We start from the raw sequence: 18083 nt of genomic DNA, 5'->3' as shown, positions 1-18083 counted from the left end.
ATGGCGATCGCCAAGGCAGAGCGGCTGATGAATCTCGCCCTGTGCCTGATGAACACCAGACGTCCGCTCTCCAAGAAGGAGCTGCGGGAATCCATCGAGGCGTACCGCGAGGCCTGGCAGGGCAGCAGCGAGGACGCCTTCAACCGGATGTTCGAGCGGGACAAGGACGACCTGCGCGAGCTCGGCCTGGTGATCGACGTCGACGAGAGCGCCCTGGACGGCGAGCTGGGCTACCTGGCCCGCGCCGACCGCAACCGGCTGCCCGAGATCGCGCTGGACGCCGAGGAGGCGGCCGCGCTGACCCTGGCCGCCCGGGTCTGGCAGCAGGCCAAGATGTCCGGCGCGGCCAGCGGCGCGCTGCAGAAGCTGCGCGCGGCCGGGGTGCCGTTCGCCGAGCCCGAGGGCCGTACCGCCCTGGAGCCGCGCATCCCGGCCCGGGAGGCCGCGTTCGAGCCGCTGCTCACCGCCGCCCGGGACCGCCGTCCGGTCACCTTCGAGTACCGCAAGGCCGGCGCCGCCGCCGTCGAGCAGCGCAGCGTCGAGCCGTGGGCGCTGGAGTGCTGGCGCGGGCACTGGTACCTGGCCGGGTACGACCGCGACCGCGGCGACGCCCGGGTGTTCCGGCTCAGCCGGATCACCGGCAAGGTGCGGGCCAAGAACGGGGCCTTCCTCGGCACCGTGCCCGGGCACGTGGACGTCCGGGCCACCGTGGCGAAGTTCGCGGGGGAGGGCGCCACCGCCACCGCGACCGTCCGGGTCCGCCGGGGCGCCGGCTTCCCGCTGCGCACCAAGGCGCTGAACAGCACCCGGGTGGACGAGGTCTGGGACGAGCTGGAGATCCCGTACGGCAACGGGCTGGGCGCCGACCTGGCGGAGTTCGGGCCGGACGTGCTGGTGCTCGGGCCGGAGGAGCTGCGGGCGGATGTGGTCGACCGGCTGCGGGCGGTCGCGGGTATCGAGGTGGACGCATGAGCAACGCCATTGACCAGACGCGACGGATGCTGTCGCTGGTCACCTATCTGCGTGAGCGGCCGGGGGCCGAGGTCGCCGAGGTGGCCCGGGCCTTCGGGATCAGCGAGCGCGAGCTGATCGGGGACCTCAACGTGCTGCCGATGTGCGGCACCAGCTTCCGCGGCGGCGACCTGCTCGACATCGACACCGACGGCGAGCGGATCTGGTGGCACAACGTCGACGACGTGGCCCAGCCGCTGCGGCTGGCCGCCGACGAGGCGACCGCGCTGCTGGTGGCCGCCCGCGCGGTGGCCGGGCTGCCCGGGCTGCGGGTCGGGGACCGGGAGGCGCTCACCCGGGCCGTCGCCAAGATCGAGAACGCGGCGGGGGAGAGCGCCGAGGGCAGCGCCCGGGTCGGCGTGACCTTCGAGGCGGAGAGCCACGTCTTCGCCGACATCGACCGCGCGCTCAGCGAGGGCCGCCGGCTCTGGCTGCGCTACTACTCGCACGGGCGCGGCGGGATGACCGAGCGCGAGGTCGACCCGATCCGGCTGCTCACCGAGGGCCACACCTACCTCGAGGCCTGGTGCCGCACCTCCGAGGACCACCGGATGTTCCGGCTGGACCGGGTCGCCGAGATCCGCGTCCTGGACGTCCCGGCCGACCCGCCCCGGCGCGAGCCGCGCGACCTGAGCGGCGGGCTGGTCAATCCGGCGGCGGACGACCCCGAGGTGGTCGTCGAGGTCTCCTCCGGTGGGCGCTGGGTGGCCGAGTACTACACCCACGACCGGGCCGAGGAACTGCCCGACGGTGGGCTGCGGATCACCCTGCGCAGCGCCGACCCCTCCCAGCTGCGCCCGCTGGCGCTGCGGCTGGGCCGGGACGGCCGGATCGTCTCGCCGCCCGAACTGGCCGAGCAGGCGCGCTCGGCCGCGCGGGAGGCGCTGGCCGCCTACGGGGAGGGGCAGGTCTGAGCGGTGGAACCCGGGACCAGATTCAAGGTGTACTGCTCGGAGTGCCGGGAGAAGGTGGAGCTCCCGGCCGAGGAGTTTCGGCTCACCCTCGGTCGCACCCCCGCCCAGGCGCACTACAGCTTCGGCTGCCCGCTGTGCGGGGCGGCGGTGCGCAAGCCGGCCGGGGAGAAGATCGTCGAGGCGCTGGTCGGGGCCGGGGTCCGCACCATGCGGCTCGTCCCGGCCGAGGGGTAGGGCCCGTATAGGGTGGGGCGCATGTCCTGGATGCTCGTCGCCGCCGTCCTGCTCGCCACCGCGGGCCTGCTGGTCCTGGGGATCCTCGCGATCCGGCTGTGGCTGGACGTGCGGGCGCTCGCCAAGGGCGTGGACACCGCCTCGCGGGCGCTGGCCACGGCGGCGGAAGAGCTGGCGGACGCGGTGCCGAGCCGGTCGTAGCGCCTCCGCGGTCCGGCCCGGCCGGGGCGTCGGCGGTACGGGGGCTGCTGCGCGCGGGCAGGGGCGGGTTACGCTCTCAGATGGCTCCTGAAACCGTGTACCGGGGGTCGCTGTCCTGTTCGGGCGGCCGTCGTCGTGGCGTCATCCGCAGCGGTTACCATCCGCAGCGGACGGCCCGTCGGGCCGCCATGACTGAAGGTGGTCGCGCATGCGTATCTCGATGACCGGGATCGTGGTGATCGTGGTCCTCGCCATCGTGCTGTTCGGAGCCAAGCGGCTGCCGGAGCTGGCGCGGTCGCTGGGACAGTCGCTGCGGATCCTGAAGAGCGAGGCCAAGGCGATGCGCACGGACGGCGAGCCCGAGGGGAGCGCCCCGGCGGCGCCGGCTGCTCCCGGGCAGGTGGACGGTGGCGCGGTCAGGACCGTCCAGGCCGCTCCGGGCGCGTCGGCCACGGCCCGTCCGGTGGCGGACCCCGGCGCCGAGCCGTCGGCGTCCGACGGCGACCGCCCGCACTGAGCGCGGCGCACACCGCGCACGTGACGCACGCGACTATCCATGGAGGCCCGTCGACCGGCGGGCCTCGACGCACGATGTGAGGACCGGGGTTGAGCAAGCTCTCCAAGGCGCCGACGGCGTCCAAGGCGTCGAAGGACCCTGAGGGGCGGATGGCCCTCGCCGACCATCTGCGGGAACTGCGCAACCGCGTGGTCAAGTCGGTCCTGGCCATCCTGGTGATCACGATCGTCGCGGCGGTCTACCACAAGCAGCTCGAGGACTTCCTGCTGAAGCCGCTGCCGCGCTGCACGAAGGACACCGCCGACCAGTTCCACGGCAAGTGCGCCCTCGTTTCCAACATCGGTCTGACCTCCGGTTTCACCTGGATGCTGAAGGTCTCGCTGACCGCCGGCGTGGTCGGGGCCGTGCCGGTCTGGCTCTACCAGGTCTGGGCCTTCGTGGCGCCCGGCCTGCACCGGCACGAGAAGAAGTACGCGGTCGTCTTCATCGCCTGCGGGGCCCCGCTCTTCCTGGCCGGCGTGGGCGCCGCGATCATGGTGCTGCCGGTCACGGTCGACGTGCTGCTCTCGTTCACGCCGAACAACACCACGCCGATCCTGCCGCCCGAGGACTACCTCGACATCGCCACCCGGATGGTGCTGGTCTTCGGCCTGGCCTTCGAGTTCCCGCTGCTGCTGGTGATGCTGAACCAGGTCGGCATCGTGACGGGCAAGCGGCTGCTCAGCTGGTGGCGCGGGATGGTCATGGGCATCACCGTGTTCGCCGCGTTCGCCACGCCGGGTGCCGACCCGTTCAGCATGCTGCTGCTGGCCGCGCCGATCTGGGCGCTGTACTTCCTCGCGGTCACCATCTCGCTGCTCAACGACCGGCGGAAGGCGCGCCGCAACCCGGACGCCGGGCTGGACGACGAGGAGGCCTCGCACCTGGACCTCACCGTCCAGCCGGTGGCCGGTGCGGAGACCGTCGAGGCCTCGGCGGCTCCGGCGGCCACCGCCGCCCCGGTGCCGGCCGCGCGCCACGAGCAGATGGACGACATCACCTGAGCCGACCTGTCCTGAGGGAGCCCCGGCCCGTCGCTCGCGAGCGGTGCGCCGGGGCTTTCCGCTGGTCGGGGCCCTCTCCGGGGCCTTCCGGGTGCCGGCCGGGCGCTAGCGGGGGTTTCGGCCGCGCGGTCTTGGCAGGGTGGATGGCATGTGACATATTACTGACGTGCTGAAGACCGAGAGACCTCCCCTGGATGTCGTCGTGGTCGGCGCCGGTGTGGTCGGCGCCGCCTGCGCCTACTACGCCGCCCGCGCCGGGCTCGCCGTCGCCGTCGTGGACCGCGGGCCGGTGGCCGGCGGCACCACCGGCGCGGGCGAGGGCAACCTGCTGGTCTCCGACAAGGAGCCCGGGCCCGAACTCGACCTCGCCCTGCTCAGCACCCGGCTCTGGGGCGAGCTCGCCGAGGACCTCGGCGCGGCCGTCGAGTACGAGCCCAAGGGCGGCGTGGTGGTCGCCTCCACCGCCGCCGGACAGGACGCGCTGCGGGCCTTCGCCGCCGGGCAGCGCGCCGTCGGAGTGGTCGCCGAGGAGGTGCCCGGCGAGCGGCTGCGAGAACTGGAACCGCACCTCGCCCCCGGCCTGGCCGGCGGCTTCCACTACCCGCAGGACGCCCAGGTCCAGCCCGCCCTGGCCGCCGCCCACCTGCTGCGCGAGGCCCGCCGGGCCGGCGCCGAGCTGATCACCGGGGAGACCGTGACCGCCGTCGACCGGGGGCCGGACGGCGCCGTGCGCGGCGTACGGACCGACCGCCGCCGACTGTCCGCGCCCGCCGTGGTGAACGCGGCCGGCACCTGGGGCGGCGAACTGGCCGCGCTGGCCGGAGTGCACCTGCCGGTGATGCCCCGGCGCGGCTTCGTCCTGGTCACCGAGCCGCTGCCGCGGGTCGTCCGACACAAGGTCTACGCCGCCGACTACGTGGCCAACGTGGCCAGCGGATCGGCCGGGCTGGAGACCTCCGCAGTGATCGAGGGCACCCCGGGCGGACCGGTGCTGATCGGCGCCAGCCGGGAGCGGGTCGGCTTCGACCGCACGCTCTCCCAGGAAGTGCTGCGCCGCCTGGCCGGCCAGGCGGCGGAACTCTTCCCGCTGCTCGCCGACGTCGCCGTGCTGCGCGCCTACCGGGGCTTCCGCCCGTACCTGCCGGACCACCTGCCGGCCATCGGCGCGGATTCCCGGGTGCCCGGGCTCTACCACGCCTGCGGGCACGAGGGGGCCGGCATCGGGCTGGCCCCGGCGACCGGGCTGCTGATCAGCGAACAGCTCACCGGGAAGCAGCCGGAGCTGGACCTCGCGCCGTTCCGCGCGGACCGGTTCCCGGCGGTCTGAGACCGACCCCGCGTGAGCTCGGGGCCCCGCGTAGCTCGGGGCTCCGCATAGCTCGGGCCCGTAGGAGATTCCGTCCCGCATGAGATTCCGTCCTGGATTGGAGAAGCCGCCGATGCGCCGCCGCACCCCCGCCGGGCTGGTCGAGGCCGAGCCCGGGCCCGCCCACCACATCAAGTTCGACGGGCGGCCCGTCCCCGCGCTGCCCGGGCAGTCGATCGCCGCCGCGCTCTGGGCCGACGGCGTGCTCGCCTGGCGCACCACCCGGGTCGGCGGGAAGCCGCGCGGGGCGTTCTGCGGGATCGGCAGCTGCTTCGACTGCCTGGCCACCGTGGACGGCCGACCCAACCAGCGCACCTGCCTGCTCCCCGCCGAGCCCGGCACCACCGTCACCACCCAGGAGGGCCACGGCCGTGCCGACCTCGCCGTCTGACTCCTCGTCGTTCGACCCCTCGCTGTTCGACCCCCTGCCGTTCGACCTCGCGGTGGTCGGGGCCGGCCCGGCCGGGCTCGCCGCCGCCGTCACCGCCGCCGACCTCGGGCTGCGCTGCGTCCTGCTGGACGGCGGGCAGCACACCGGCGGGCAGTACTACCGCCACCCGGCGCCCGGCCTCGGCGCGGCCCGGCCGGACCGGCTGCACCACCACTGGTCCGCCTACACCGGCCTGGCCGACCGGCTCGCCGCCCACGAACGGGCTGGGAGGGCCGCCTTCCGGGCCGGGCACCAGGTCTGGGCGCTGGAGCGCTCCGGGGACGGCTTCGCGGCGCACGTCACCCGCGGGCCCGAGAGCAGCGACCGGGCCACCGTCCGGTGCCGGTCGGTGCTGCTCGCCACCGGCGCGTACGAGCGGCAGCTGCCGTTCCCCGGCTGGACCCTGCCCGGGGTGGTCACCGCGGGCGGCGCGCAGGCGATGCTCAAGGCCGGGCTGGTGCTGCCCGGGCGGCGGATCGTGGTCGCCGGCAGCGGGCCGCTGCTGCTCGCGGCGGCGTCCTCGCTGGTCACCGCCGGGGCCGAGGTGCCCGCGGTGGTCGAGGCCACCGCCTACCTCGGGTACGCGCGGCGGCCGGGCGTGCTGGCGGGCGTCCCCGGCAAGCTGGTCGAGGGCGCCGGGCACGGCGGCGCGCTGCTGCGGCACGGTGTCCGGCTGCGCCCGCGCAGCGCGGTGGTCGAGGCGCACGGGACGGACCGGGTCACCGGCGTCACGGTGGCCCGGCTGGACGCCGAGTGGCGGCCGGTGCCCGGCACCGAGCGGCGGATCGACTGCGACGCCCTAGCCGTCGGCCACGGCCTGCTGCCGCAGATCGACCTGGCCACCGAGCTGGGCGCACGGACCCGGACCGGGCCGGACGGCGCGGTCGCGCTGTCGGTCGACGCCCGGCTGCGCACCAGCGTGCCCGGCCTCTGGTCGGCGGGGGAGACCAACGGCGTCGGCGGCGCCGACCTCGCGCTCGCCGAGGGCGAGCTGGCCGCGTACGCGGTGGCCGGGGCGCTGCCGACGGCCGCGCTGCTGCGCCGCCGCTCGCGGCTGCGGGCCTTCGCCGAGCTGATGGCCGCCGCCCACCGGCCGGGCCCCGGCTGGACCGGGTGGCTGCGCCCGGACACCGACGTCTGCCGGTGCGAGGAGGTGCCGGTCGCGGCGATCCGGGAGGCCGTGGACGAGCTGGGCGCGGGCGATCCGCGCACCGTCAAGCTGCTCACCCGGGCCGGGATGGGCTGGTGCCAGGGGCGGATGTGCGGTCCGGCCGTGGCCTGCCTGGCCGGCTCGGGTGAGCCCGGACCGGACCGACGGCCGCTGGGCTGCCCGGTGCCGCTCTCGCAGTTGGCGGCGGGGCCCTCCCCGGAGTCGTAACGGGCCCGTTGCCGAACGTGACGGGCCGGGGACCTTGTCTCCGGCCTGTCCGCTCTTATAAAATGTCACACCTCACCAAGGAGTTCACCGTGTCCATCACCCCGCACGACACCACCCGTCCCTGGCGCGGCATCATGGTCGCCACCACGATCCCGCTGCGCCCGGACCACTCCGTCGACTACGACGCGTACGCCGAGCACGTCCGCTGGCTGATCGACTCCGGTTGCGAGGGCGTCGTCCCCAACGGCTCGCTCGGCGAGTACCAGACGCTCACCGCCGAGGAGCGCGCCCGGGTCGTCGAGGTGGCCGTCGAGGCGGCCGGCGACGGCTCGCGGGTCATGCCCGGTGTGGCCGCGTACGGCAGCGCCGAGTCCCGCCGCTGGGCCGAACAGGCCGCCGAGGCCGGCGCCGGCTCCGTCCTGCTGCTGCCGCCGAACGCCTACCGGGCCGACCACGCCTCGGTGCGCGCGCACTACGCCGAGGTCGCCAAGGCGGGCCTGCCGATCGTCGCGTACAACAACCCGATCGACACCAAGGTGGACCTCGTCCCCGCGCTGCTCGCCCAGCTGCACGGCGAGGGCTCGATCGTCGCGGTCAAGGAGTTCAGCGGGGACGTCCGCCGGGCGTACGAGATCGCCGAGCTGGCCCCCGGGCTGGACCTGCTGATCGGCGCCGACGACGTGCTGCTGGAGCTGGCGCTGGCCGGCGCGGTCGGCTGGATCGCCGGCTACCCGAACGCGCTGCCGGAGGCCTCCGTGGCGCTCTACGGCGCCGCCGTCAAGCACGACCTGGAGACCGCGCTGCCGCTGTACAAGTCGCTGCACTCGCTGCTGCGCTGGGACTCCAAGACCGAGTTCGTCCAGGCCATCAAGCTCTCCATGGACCTCGCCGGGCGCCCCGGCGGTCCGGTCCGGGCCCCGCGCCAGCCGCTCACCCCGGAGGTCGAGGCGGCCGTGCGCGCGGCCACCGAGAAGGCGCTCGCCGAGGGCCTCGCCTGAGGCTGCCCTCGGTCCGGTGACCCCGGACTTCCCGGCCGGCTGCGGGGGCAGCCGGCCAGGCCCCCATCAACCACCAGAACCTGTACGGGAGTTGTGACCCATGCGCAGCCGTCACGTGTTCCACGCCGTCGACTCGCACACCGAGGGCATGCCGACCCGGGTGATCACCGGCGGCTTCGGCGTCATCCCCGGCGCCACCATGGCCGAGCGCCGGGTGCACTTCCAGCAGCACCTGGACCACTTCCGCACCCTGCTGATGTACGAGCCGCGCGGCCACGCGGCGATGAGCGGCGCCATCCTCCAGCCGCCCACCCGGCCGGACGCCGACTTCGGCGTGCTCTACATCGAGGTCTCCGGGCTGCTGCCGATGTGCGGGCACGGCACCATCGGGGTCGCCACCGTGCTGGTCGAGACCGGGATGGTGCCGGTCGTCGAGCCGGTCACCACCGTACGGCTGGACACCCCGGCCGGGCTGGTGATCGCCGAGGTGCACGTCGAGGACGGCGCCGCCAAGGCGGTGACCATCCGCAACGTGCCCTCCTACTCGGTCGCGCTGGACCGCAAGATCGAGGTGCCCGGCTACGGCACGGTGACCTACGACCTCGCGTACGGCGGCAACTTCTACGCCATCCTGCCGCTCGCCGAGTTCGGGCTGCCCTTCGAGCGCGAGCGCAAGCAGGAGATCCTGGACGCGGGCCTCGCGATGATGGACGCGATCAACGCCGGCCCCGACCGGCCGGTCCACCCGGAGGACCCGTCCATCCACAGCTGCCACCACGTCCAGCTGCTCGCCCCCGGCTCCACCGCCGAGCACTCCCGGCACGCCATGGCCATCCACCCCGGCTGGTTCGACCGCTCGCCCTGCGGCACCGGCACCTCGGCGCGGATGGCCCAGCTGCACGCGCGCGGGGAACTGCCGCTCGGGCAGGACTTCCGCAACGACTCCTTCATCGGCACGACCTTCATCGGGCGGCTGGTCGAGGGCACCGAGGTGGCCGGGCGGCCCGCCGTGGTGCCCACCGTCACCGGGCGGGCCTGGGTCACCGGCACCGCCCAGTACTTCCTCGACCCGAGCGACCCGTTCCCGGCGGGGTTCCTGCTGTAAGCCCCGCCTGCTCCGACCCGGCGGGCTTCCCGCTCTGAACCTCCCTGAAGGGCTGCTAGTCGTGACCATCACCTCGTACAACCCCGCCGACCCGGACGACCTCGTGGTCGCCGTCGAGGAACCCGGCGCCGAGGCCGTACGGGCCGCCGTCGGGCGGGCCCGGACGGCGCAGGCCGGCTGGCTCGCGGCCGGCGCGGGCGCCCGGTCGGCGGCACTCGGCCGGATCGCCGACGCGGTCGAGGCGCACGCGGAGGAACTCACCGCGCTGATCGTGCGCGAGGTCGGCAAGCCGCTCGCCGAGGCGCGCGGCGAGGTCGCCCGGACCGCCGCGATCTGGCGCTACTACGCGCAGGCGCCGTACGCGCCCTCCGGGGCGGTGCACGAGACCGCCGCCGGGCCCGGCCTGCTGCTCACCCGGCGCCGCCCGTACGGGGTGGCCGGGCTGATCGCGCCGTGGAACTTCCCGCTGGCGATCCCGAGTTGGAAGGCCGCTCCGGCGCTGGCGGTGGGCAATACGGTGGTTCTCAAGCCGGCCCCCGAGGCGACGGCGTGCGCGCTGCGGCTCGCCGAGCTGGCTCTCGCCGCCGGGCTGCCCGCCGAGGTGTTCACGGTGGTGCCCGGCGGGGCGGAGGAGGGCACGGCGCTGGTCGACGCGGCGGACGTGGTCTCCTTCACCGGCTCGACCGGGGTCGGCCGCGCCGTGGTGCGCGCCGCGACCGAGCGCGGGGTGCCGGTGCAGGCCGAACTCGGCGGACTGAACGCCGCATTGGTGCTTCCCGACGCCGACATCGCCCAGGCCGCCGGCCACATCGCGGCTGCCATCGCCGGGTACGCCGGGCAGAAGTGCACCGCCACCAGCCGGGTGATCGCGGTCGGCGCCGCGTACGAGCCGCTGCGCGAGGCCCTCGTCAAGGCGCTGGCGGCGGTCGACGACTCGGTGTGCGGGCCGGTGGTCAACTCCGGCGCCCGGGACCGGCTCACCCGCGCCGTCGGCTCGGCCGTCGAAGCCGGGGCGAACGTGCTCACCGGCGGCGGGGTGCCCGAGCGGGCCGGCTGGTACGTCGAGCCCACCCTGCTCGCCGACGTGCCGGCCGAACACCCGCTGGCCCGCGAGGAGTTCTTCGGCCCGATCGCCGTGCTGCACGCCGCCGCCGACCTGGACGCGGCGATCGCGCTCGCCAACGACACCCCGCACAGCCTCTCCACCTCGGTGCACACCGGCAGCCTGGACGTGGCGCTGGCCGCCGCCGACCGGCTGGACGCGGGCATGATCCGGGTCAACGCCCCCTCCAGCGGCGTCGACTTCCACCTGCCCTTCGGCGGGGCCAAGGGCGCGAGCCACGGCGAACGCGAACAGGGCCAGGCCGCACTGGACTTCTACACCGTCAGCCGGACCGTCAGCGTGCTGCCCGGCGGAGGCGCCTGATGTACGTCCGCACCGTCGACTACCACACCGCCGGCGAGCCGTTCCGGATCGTGCTGGACGGCGCGCCCGTGATCCCCGGCGACACCGTCGCCGAACGGCGGGCCATCGCGCTCGGCGCCGGCGGCAGCGCCACCGCGCCCCGCCCCAGCGCGCTGGACGAGGTCCGGCAGCTGCTCACCCGCGAGCCGCGCGGCCACGCCGGGATGTACGGCGGATTCCTGGTGCCGCCGGACGACGACGAGGCGCACCTGGGCGTGCTGTTCTGGCACAAGGACGGCTACTCGACGGCCTGCGGGCACGGCACCATCGCGCTCGGCGCCTGGGCGGTCGACTCCGGACTGGTGGCCGCCCCCGAGGACGGCGTGGCGCGGGTGCGGATCGACGTGCCCTCCGGCCGGGTCACCGCGCTGGTGCACCGGGCCGGCGGGCGGACCACCGGCGTCACCTTCCGCAACGTGCCCACCCGGGTGAGCGCGCTGAAACTGCCGGTGGAGACCTCGCGCGGAACGGTGGAGGTCGCGGTCGCGCACTCCGGCGCCTGCTACGCCTCGGTGCCGGCCGCTTCGCTGGGGCTGGCCGTGGAACCCGCTCAGCTGCCCGAACTCACCGCCGTGGGGCGGGAGATCAGGGCGGCGCTGGCCGGCACGGAGGCCGTGGCGCACCCCACCGACCCCCGGCTGTCGGGGGTGTACGGGGTGATCCTCTACGACGAACTCCCGCCGGGCGAACTCCCCTCGCTGGAAGAGGTGTTGAACCAGCGGAACGTGACCGTCTTCGCGGACGGGCAGATCGACCGCTCGCCCTGCGGCTCCGGCACCTCCGCCCGGCTCGCGGTGCTCGCCGCCGAGGGACGGCTGGCGCCGGGGGAGCCGCTGCGGCACGAGTCCGTCATCGGCACGGTGTTCACCGGCCGGGTGCTCCCGGGCGGTGACCCGCTGGGCGAGGGCGTCGTCACCGAGGTCGGCGGGACGGCCTGCCGCACCGGCGAGCACGGCTTCGTCCTGGAGCCGGGCGACGAACTGGGGACGGGGTTCCTCCTGTGAGTCCAACTGCAAGTCCCGGTAGGGCGGTTGTGCCGCTCCAGTACGCCGTACCGGGCACCGGCGGAGTCGGGCCCGCCGGGGCGGTGGGGGCGATCGAGCGGGTGCTGCTGGACGGGTTCGACCCGGAGGCCGCACCCGCCCGGTCCGCCGTACCGGTGCCGGCCGGCGAGTTGCTGCTGATGCCGGCCGCCGCCGGACCGTACGCGGGCGTGAAGATCGCCGGGGTCGCCCCCGCCAACCCGGAACGGGGGCTGCCCCGGATCACCGGCAGCTACCTGCTGCTGGACGGGCCCACCCTGCAACCGCTCGCGCTGCTGGACGGCGCCGCGCTCACCGCACTGCGCACGCCGGCCGTCACCGCCGCCGCGCTGCGACGGCTGGCGGTGCCGGAGGCCGAACACCTGGTGCTGTTCGGCTCCGGGCCGCAGGCGTACGGGCACCTGGACGCGCTGCTGGCCGTGCGGCCGCTGACCCGGCTCACGGTGGTCGCACGCCGGGCCGAGGGGGCCGCGGCGCTGGTCGCGTACGGGCAGCAGCTCGGGCTGACGGCCGCCGTCGGCGGGCCGGCGGCGGTCGCGGAGGCGGACCTGGTGGTCTGCTGCACCACCGCGCGCACGCCGCTGTTCGACGGCGCGCTGGTGCCCGCGCACGCGGCGGTGGCGGCCGTCGGCTCGCACGAGCCGGACGCGCGGGAGGTCGACGAGGCGCTCGTCGGACGCGCCGAGCTGTACGTGGAAGCCCGGTCGGTCGCGGCCCGGGAAGCCGGGGACCTGCTGATGGCGGGCGTGGCCGGACGGCAGGTGTGGAACCTCGCCGAACTGGTGCGCGGCGACGCGCTGGTGCCGACCGGGCGGCCGCGGTTCTTCAAGAGCGTCGGGATGGCGTGGGAGGACCTCGCGGTCGCGGCGGAGGTGTACCGGGCGGGCGGCGGCCAGGCGTCGTAGCGGGTCGGTCGAGGCCGCCCGGCCGCAGCGGGTCGGCCGCTGGGCCCGGTCCTGGCGGTCCGGTTGTTCGGACGGCCGTGGTACGGCGCTGCCTCGATCGGCAAGTCCGTTGCTCCTGACGCTGGTCGGGAGTTGTGAAGCTGAAGTCGGCCCGGCGGGAAGGGATCCCCCGCCGGGCCGACTTCTTCGCGTTCTCAGCCCTGGTCGCGGGTGTAGGTGGCGAGCAGGCGGGCCAGGTGCTTGCCGGTGACCAGCAGGGGCTCCTCGCTGCGGGCGACCTGCGCGGCGAGCTCGGCGCCCTCGAGGATGTTGATCACCGTGCCGGCCAGTTCGCGGGCGTCCTGTGCGTCGATGCCGGCGGCGCGCAGCCGTTCCTCCACGATGGCCCGCCAGTTGGCGAAGGCCTCGGTCACGGCCTGCTCGATCACCGGTACCCGGCCGACCGTCTCCAGGGCGGTGGTGGTGATCGGGCAGCCGTCCTGCCAGTCGGAGGCGCGCAGTTCGGTGGCGAGCATCCGGGTACAGGCGGTCATCGCCTCGCCGAGGTCCGCCGAGGAGTCCAGTCCGGCGCGCAGCAGGACGGCGAACTCCTTGTCTCCGTGCCGGATCGCCTCGGCGGCCAACTCCTGCTTGCCGCCCGGGAAGAAGTGGTAGACGGAGCCGAGGGTGGCCTCAGCCTCGCGGGAGATCTGCTTGATCCCGGTGCCCTCGTACCCCTGGCGCTGCAGCAGCCGGGAGGTGGCCCGGACGATCCGCTCGCGGGTGCCGACGGTGGTGGTCTTCTCGGGCGTCTCGGGCGTCTCGGGCGTCTCGGGCGTCTTCACGGCGTGATCCTAGCCGAAATATGAATAGAGCGTTCGTTCCAGAGCTGTGTTAGCGTCAGCTTCGTCGCTCTGGATAGAGCGTTCGTTCCAGCGGAGGGGTAGACGTATGTCCGTCGAGCAGCAGTCGAAGCAGCAGCCGGAGCGGCAGCCGGAGCGATCGGTGACGGTGATCGGGCTCGGCCCGATGGGGCAGGCCATGGCCGGGGCGTTCCTGGACGCCGGGTACGCCGTCACCGTGTGGAACCGTACGGCCGCGCGGGCCGATGAACCGGTCGCCAGGGGTGCGGAGTTGGCGTCGAGTGCGGAAGCGGCGGTGGCGGCGAACGAGCTGGTGGTCCTCAGCCTCACCGACTACGACGCGGTTTTCACCGTGCTGGAGTCGCTGGACCCGGCCGTGCTCAAGGGCAAGGCCGTCGTCAACCTCAGCTCCGACACCCCCGGGCGGGCCCGCGAGGCCGCCCGCCGGCTCGCCGAGCACGGGGCCGGACACCTGACCGGCGGGGTGCAGGCGCCGCCGTCCGGCATCGGCAGCCCCGAGTCGTCCACCTTCTACAGCGGCCCGGTCGAGCTGTTCCAGCGGCACCGGGCTGCCCTGGAGGTCCTCACCGGGGCCGACTACCGGGGCGACGACCCCGGGCTGGCGCAGTTGTACTACCAGATCCAGATGGACCTGTTCTGGACCTCCATGGTCGGCTACCTGCATGCCACGGCGATCGCCGAAGCCAACGGCATCTCGGCCGAGGAGTTCCTGCCGTACCTGAGCTCGACGGCCGCCTCGCTCCCCGGCTTCCAGGCGTTCTACGCGCCGCGGATCACCGCTGGGGACCACCGCGGGGACGTCGACCGGATGGCGATGGCGCTCGCCAGTATCGAGCACGTCCGGCACACCGCGGAGGCCTCCGGAGTGGACGGCGCACTGCCGGCGCTGCTGGCGGAGGCGTTCCGGCGCGGCGTGGAGAGCGGCAACGGCGCGGCGAGCCTGACCGCGCTGGTCGGGCAGTTCCGCCGGGCGTAGCCCGGTCCCGTGCGGCAGATCGTGTGCCGTCGGCCGTTGTCACGGTCGGCGGCCGCTGCCACCATGGGTTTCGGCGGCTGACGGGTTGTTTGAATCGCGGACTGTTGCGTACTCAACGTAACGTGACATTGTACACTGGTGTTCTGCACCCACCCGGAGGAACACCATGGCCGACCTCAAACCCCGCACCCTGATCTCCGTCCAGGAGCGGCTTCGCGACCAGGTCGCCCACGCGCTCCGGGCGGCTCTGATCTCCGGCGAGCTGCGCCCCGGCGTCGTCTACTCCGCGCCCGCCCTCGCCGCCGACTTCGGCGTCTCCGCCACCCCCGTCCGAGAGGCCATGCTCGACCTCGCCCGCGAGGGCCTCGTCGAGGCCGTCCGCAACAAGGGCTTCCGGGTCACCGAACTCACCGAGCGCGACCTGGACGACTACACCGAGATCCGCGCTCTGATCGAGGTCCCGACCGTCGGCCGGGTCACGCAGACGGCGACGAAGGAGCAGCTGGAGCGGCTGCGCCCGCAGGCGGAGGCGATCGTCGCGGCCGCACGCAAGCACGACCTGATCGGCTACCTGGAGGCCGACCGGCAGTTCCACCTCGACCTGCTGGGGCTCGCGGGCAACGCGCGGCTGGTCGACGTCGTCGGCGACCTGCGCAAGCGCTCGCGCCTGTACGGGCTCAACCGGCTCGACGAGCGCGGCGAGCTGGTCTCCTCGGCGGAGGAGCACCTGGAACTGCTCGACCTGATGATCGCGGGCGACGTGGCGGCGGCGGAGGCCTGCATGACCCGCCACCTCAGCCACGTCCGCTCGCTCTGGGCCGGCCAGGACGAGGCGGCGGAGCCGGAGCGGCCGGCGCTGCGCCTGCGCGCCCGGTAGGGGCTAAACCGCCCGTTCGGGTGAAGACTGAGGATCGGGCGTCGGGGGGCGCCCGGGCTCTACGATGATGCTCTCGACATCGGCAGCCAGGAGGAATTCCATGTCCGCCGCAGCAGTGGAAGAGCCGTTCGAGCAGCAGACGCTGCTCGAAACCGCAGAGCTGATCTCCAAGCAGTTCGTGGGGCACCGGGTCGAGATCCTCGGAGGACAGATCACAGTGACGCCGCCTCCCGACGGGCCGCACGGGGAAACGCTCACGGACCTCATGATCCCGTTGTGGGCTGCAGGGCTTCACGGTGACACATCTCGAGTGGTCCAGGGGATGGGTATGTGGCTGCCAGGAGGCCCGTCCGATTACGCGATTCCCGATCTGTCTCTTGTGGATGCCGACTATCGGGACCATCTGATCGAGCATCATTGCTATGATCCGGCGGTTTTTCGGTTGGTCGTAGAGGTCACGTCCTCCAACCATCTATCTGATGTCAAGATCAAGCCGGGAATCTATGCCGAAGCGGGAGTGCCCGTTTACGTCATCGTCGACCGTAAGAACCTGAAGGTCATGGTTCTTACCGAGCCACGAGATGGCGAGTACCGGGTGCACGCCGTCCACCACCCGAGCCAGTCGTTCACGTTGCCGGAGTCGATCGGCGCGTCGGTGACACTGTCGGTGGACGACGTGCTGACTGCCAAGAAGTAGTGCCGTACTCCGTGCTCGGTATGGCCGAGGCTCTCTTCGAGCGCTTCCCCGAGCACCGGGTGGAGGTGCTGGGTGGTGAGGTGTCGGTCGAGCCGTTGCGGACGGGCGGCATGCCCGGGCAGTCGTTCACCCTGCCCGGGACGTCGGTGGCACTGAACGTGGACGAGCTGTTCTCCTAACCCACCGCCGTCGGCAGGGTCAGCCTCCCGTCGTGGACTTCGGCGATCTGGTCGACGGCCGTGAGGTGGGTGCGGTCGTGGGTGACCAGGACGGTGGCGGTGGCCCTTCGGTGGGTGAGTTCCGTGATCAAGTCCAGGACGGCGGCGCCGCGTTCGTGGTCGAGGGCACTGGTGGGTTCGTCCACCAGCAGGACCGTGGGGTCGTTCATCAGGGCGCGGGCGATGTTGACGCGCTGGCGCTGGCCGCCGGAGAGCTGGTGCGGGCGGCGGGCGGCCTGGTCGCGCAGGCCGACGGCGTCCAGCAGGTCCAGGGCGCGGGGGAGGGCTTCGCGCGGCGGGCGGCCGTCGAGGTGGGCCATCACCTGGAGTTGTTCGGCGGCGGTGAGCGAGGGCAGCAGGTTGGCCTGCTGGAAGACGACGCCGATCCTGGTGCGGCGCAGCGTGGTGAGGTCGGCCCGGCTGAGGCCCGTGGTGTCGGTACCGTCGATGACGACCTGCCCGGAGTCCGGGGTGATCAGGGTGGCGGCCACCGCCAGCAGGCTGGACTTGCCGGAGCCGGACGGGCCGACGACGGCGGTGATGGTGCCCTTGGGGACGGTCAGCGAGACGTCGTCGAGGGCGGTGAGCCGGCCGTCGCCGTCCGGGTAGGTGAGGGTGATGCGGTCGAGCAGGAGACTCATCGGGCGCTCCCCAGGGCGGTCAGCGGGTCGACGGAGGTGATCCGGCGGATGGACAGGGCCGCGCCGACCGCGCCGAGGGCGATCATGACGGTGGCGGGCAGCAGGACGGTCGGGGCGTCCAGGACGAAGGGGACGGCGGAGCCGACCAGCGCCCCCAGGCCCGCCGCGATCGCCGTGCCCAGCAGGGTGCCGAGCACGAGCAGCAGGACGGCCTGGCCCAGCGCGTCGCGCAGCAGGTAGCGGGTGGAGGCGCCGAGGGCCTTGAGGACGGCGATGTCGCCGCTGCGCTGGATCGTCCAGACGGTGAAGAACGCGCCGATCACCAGCGCCGAGATGGCGAACAGGAAGCCGCGCATCAGCTGGAGGGAGCCGTTCTCCGAGGTGTAGGACCCGATCGCGGCGAGGGCGTCGTCGCGGGTGCGGGTCACGGTGCCCTGGTGGGTGTCGGCGGCGGCGAGGTCGGCGCCCTTCGCGGTGGTGAGCGCGATGACGGTGGCGTGGCCGGTGCCGCCGGGGGCGAACCGCTGCCAGTCGGTGAGGCTGGTCCAGATCACCGGGGTGTGGCTGTACGCGGCGTCGCCGTCGACGGCCGCGACCCGCAGCGGGTGCCCGGCCAGGGTGAAGTCGGCGCCGGCGGTGAGGCCGCCCAGGTTCTCGGCGGCGGTCTTCGACAGCACCGCCCGGCCGGGGGCGATCAGGGTGCCCTGCGGGGCGAGCCCGGAGCCGTCCGGGACGCCGAAGGCGGAGAGCGCGGCGGTGCGGGTGCCGGCGGCGGCCTTGGTGGTGGTGATGCCGATGGGCTGGGCGGAGGTGACGCCCGGCTCGCGGGACCAGCCCTGCCACTGCTCGGGGGTGACCTGGGAGTCGGTGAAGGACAGCTGCTGTCCGTCGGCGGGCTTGGAGAACACCAGGTGATCGGCGGCCAGGCCGGTGATCGCGGAGATGTTCTGGCGGCCGAGGCCGGCGGTCAGACCGGACAGCAGGCCGACCAGGACGGTGATCAGGACGATGACGGTCCCCATCAGGGCGAACCGCCCCTTGGCGAACCTCAGGTCCCTCCAGGCGACGAACACGGTGGGCCTTCCTCTGCGCAGGTGTTTTCCGACGTTCCCACCGTCGTGGACGGCACGGCCTCGAGGCATCGCGCCGGGGATTGCATCCTGGGCATCAAAGGGCAGAAGCGGAGTTCAACCTTTTGATT

21 protein-coding genes are annotated in these 18083 nt (G+C 73.8%); 18 read left to right on the top strand and 3 right to left on the bottom strand.

Translation table 11 applies throughout. The annotated features are described in order from the left end of the window. From ACIBEC_RS04865 to ACIBEC_RS04800, 14 genes are all read left to right on the top strand, one after another. Entirely contained in the window at positions 1-972 is a 972-nt protein-coding gene (locus tag ACIBEC_RS04865) for a WYL domain-containing protein (RefSeq protein WP_360498266.1), read from the top strand. Beyond that, a complete protein-coding gene (locus ACIBEC_RS04860) occupies positions 969-1925 on the top strand; it encodes a WYL domain-containing protein (protein ID WP_360498268.1) in 957 nt (318 codons plus the stop codon). Before ACIBEC_RS04865 ends, ACIBEC_RS04860 begins: the two co-directional genes overlap by 4 nt. A 3-nt stretch (positions 1926-1928) precedes the next feature. Continuing rightward, positions 1929-2159 carry a hypothetical protein gene (locus tag ACIBEC_RS04855; protein WP_360498270.1) on the top strand — a complete coding sequence of 77 codons (231 nt, stop codon included), beginning with the start codon at positions 1929-1931 and terminating at the stop codon, positions 2157-2159. 21 nt (positions 2160-2180) lie between these two features. Beyond that, positions 2181-2360, top strand: a complete 180-nt coding sequence (locus ACIBEC_RS04850) for a hypothetical protein (RefSeq protein WP_360498272.1) — start codon at positions 2181-2183, stop codon at positions 2358-2360. A 208-nt stretch (positions 2361-2568) separates the two neighbouring features. Further along, positions 2569-2877 (top strand): Sec-independent protein translocase subunit TatA, encoded by a 309-nt coding sequence (gene tatA / locus ACIBEC_RS04845; RefSeq protein ID WP_360498274.1) that lies wholly within the window; start codon positions 2569-2571, stop codon positions 2875-2877. A gap of 149 nt (positions 2878-3026) precedes the next feature. Beyond that, on the top strand, positions 3027-3920 hold the full coding sequence (tatC, locus tag ACIBEC_RS04840; RefSeq protein ID WP_360498523.1) for a twin-arginine translocase subunit TatC: 894 nt from the start codon (positions 3027-3029) through the stop codon (positions 3918-3920). Positions 3921-4086: 166 nt separating this feature from the next. Then, on the top strand, positions 4087-5247 hold the full coding sequence (locus ACIBEC_RS04835) for an FAD-dependent oxidoreductase (RefSeq protein WP_360498276.1): 1161 nt from the start codon (positions 4087-4089) through the stop codon (positions 5245-5247). A 79-nt stretch (positions 5248-5326) separates the two neighbouring features. Beyond that, positions 5327-5677: a (2Fe-2S)-binding protein gene (locus ACIBEC_RS04830; protein ID WP_360498278.1), complete on the top strand. Its 351-nt coding sequence runs from the start codon at positions 5327-5329 to the stop codon at positions 5675-5677. Next, positions 5658-7094, top strand: coding sequence for an NAD(P)/FAD-dependent oxidoreductase (locus tag ACIBEC_RS04825; protein ID WP_396287735.1), 1437 nt, complete (start codon positions 5658-5660; stop codon positions 7092-7094). Before ACIBEC_RS04830 ends, ACIBEC_RS04825 begins: the two co-directional genes overlap by 20 nt. A 62-nt stretch (positions 7095-7156) precedes the next feature. Then, the gene (locus ACIBEC_RS04820; protein ID WP_396287734.1) at positions 7157-8092 is read left to right on the top strand and encodes a dihydrodipicolinate synthase family protein; all 936 of its coding nucleotides are present in this window, start codon (positions 7157-7159) and stop codon (positions 8090-8092) included. 100 nt (positions 8093-8192) lie between these two features. Beyond that, positions 8193-9197 carry a proline racemase family protein gene (locus ACIBEC_RS04815; RefSeq protein ID WP_360498282.1) on the top strand — a complete coding sequence of 335 codons (1005 nt, stop codon included), beginning with the start codon at positions 8193-8195 and terminating at the stop codon, positions 9195-9197. A 61-nt stretch (positions 9198-9258) separates the two neighbouring features. Further along, entirely contained in the window at positions 9259-10623 is a 1365-nt protein-coding gene (locus ACIBEC_RS04810; protein WP_360498284.1) for an aldehyde dehydrogenase family protein, read from the top strand. After that, positions 10623-11666: a proline racemase family protein gene (locus ACIBEC_RS04805; protein WP_360498286.1), complete on the top strand. Its 1044-nt coding sequence runs from the start codon at positions 10623-10625 to the stop codon at positions 11664-11666. The genes ACIBEC_RS04810 and ACIBEC_RS04805 overlap by 1 nt, the downstream gene beginning before the upstream one ends. Before the next feature lie 29 nt (positions 11667-11695). Continuing rightward, positions 11696-12610 (top strand): ornithine cyclodeaminase family protein, encoded by a 915-nt coding sequence (locus ACIBEC_RS04800; protein ID WP_360498288.1) that lies wholly within the window; start codon positions 11696-11698, stop codon positions 12608-12610. A gap of 194 nt (positions 12611-12804) precedes the next feature. Here ACIBEC_RS04800 and ACIBEC_RS04795 read toward each other — a convergent pair whose 3' ends face one another. Continuing rightward, positions 12805-13434 carry a TetR/AcrR family transcriptional regulator gene (locus ACIBEC_RS04795; protein ID WP_360498290.1) on the bottom strand — a complete coding sequence of 210 codons (630 nt, stop codon included), beginning with the start codon at positions 13432-13434 and terminating at the stop codon, positions 12805-12807. Between the two features lie 106 nt (positions 13435-13540). On the opposite strand from ACIBEC_RS04795, the gene ACIBEC_RS04790 reads away from it, so the two are divergent. The 4 genes from ACIBEC_RS04790 to ACIBEC_RS04775 all read left to right on the top strand — a co-directional run bounded on the left by ACIBEC_RS04790 (position 13541) and on the right by ACIBEC_RS04775 (position 16202). Continuing rightward, positions 13541-14449: an NAD(P)-binding domain-containing protein gene (locus tag ACIBEC_RS04790; protein ID WP_360498292.1), complete on the top strand. Its 909-nt coding sequence runs from the start codon at positions 13541-13543 to the stop codon at positions 14447-14449. Between the two features lie 166 nt (positions 14450-14615). Further along, positions 14616-15326, top strand: a complete 711-nt coding sequence (locus tag ACIBEC_RS04785) for a GntR family transcriptional regulator (protein WP_360498294.1) — start codon at positions 14616-14618, stop codon at positions 15324-15326. A 100-nt stretch (positions 15327-15426) separates the two neighbouring features. Beyond that, the gene (locus tag ACIBEC_RS04780; RefSeq protein WP_360498296.1) at positions 15427-16023 is read left to right on the top strand and encodes a Uma2 family endonuclease; all 597 of its coding nucleotides are present in this window, start codon (positions 15427-15429) and stop codon (positions 16021-16023) included. Between the two features lie 20 nt (positions 16024-16043). Then, the gene (locus ACIBEC_RS04775) at positions 16044-16202 is read left to right on the top strand and encodes a hypothetical protein (RefSeq protein WP_360498298.1); all 159 of its coding nucleotides are present in this window, start codon (positions 16044-16046) and stop codon (positions 16200-16202) included. On the opposite strand, the gene ACIBEC_RS04770 is transcribed toward ACIBEC_RS04775, so the two are convergent. Next, positions 16199-16882: an ABC transporter ATP-binding protein gene (locus ACIBEC_RS04770; RefSeq protein ID WP_360498300.1), complete on the bottom strand. Its 684-nt coding sequence runs from the start codon at positions 16880-16882 to the stop codon at positions 16199-16201. The two genes, ACIBEC_RS04775 and ACIBEC_RS04770, sit on opposite strands and share 4 nt — an antisense overlap. After that, positions 16879-17955 carry an ABC transporter permease gene (locus ACIBEC_RS04765; protein ID WP_360498302.1) on the bottom strand — a complete coding sequence of 359 codons (1077 nt, stop codon included), beginning with the start codon at positions 17953-17955 and terminating at the stop codon, positions 16879-16881. Before ACIBEC_RS04765 ends, ACIBEC_RS04770 begins: the two co-directional genes overlap by 4 nt. Positions 17956-18083 lie beyond the last annotated feature (128 nt).

The organism is Kitasatospora sp. NPDC051164 (genome assembly GCF_044455625.1).
Classification (GTDB): Bacteria; Actinomycetota; Actinomycetes; order Streptomycetales; family Streptomycetaceae; genus Kitasatospora.
This window is presented reverse-complemented; position numbering and strand designations above follow the sequence as displayed.